Source organism: Streptomyces johnsoniae, assembly GCF_031845565.1.
In the GTDB taxonomy this organism is placed as follows: domain Bacteria; phylum Actinomycetota; class Actinomycetes; order Streptomycetales; family Streptomycetaceae; genus Streptomyces; species Streptomyces johnsoniae.
This window is the reverse complement of sequence record NZ_JAVREV010000124.1, coordinates 1-240: the sequence shown is the minus strand read 5'-3', so window position 1 is coordinate 240 and position 240 is coordinate 1. Positions and strand designations below refer to the sequence as shown.

General features: G+C 64.6%; 1 protein-coding gene. It reads right to left on the bottom strand.

Annotation, left to right across the window (positions count from 1 at the left end):
- Positions 1-128: 128 nt before the first annotated feature.
- The coding region (locus RM779_RS33570; RefSeq protein WP_311621571.1) for an integrase core domain-containing protein at positions 129-240 on the bottom strand (112 nt) is incomplete at its 5' end.

Here is a 240-nt window from a genome sequence, read left to right as displayed (position 1 = left end):
ATGGTCACCACACTCGTGGATGCCACGGGCCTGGTCATCTACTTCACCACCGCCAAGATCGTGCTCGGCGTATGAAACGGGGAACGCCAGGCCCCCGTTGTCGTCCGCGGGGGTCGGCAGGACAGGGCCTAGGTGTGTTGTTCGGGGAGGTTGGTGACGCGGCTGGCGGGTGTTTGGCCTGCGATGCCGGTGTGGGGTCGGTGGTAGTTGTACCAGTCGATCCAGTCGGTGAACGCGGTC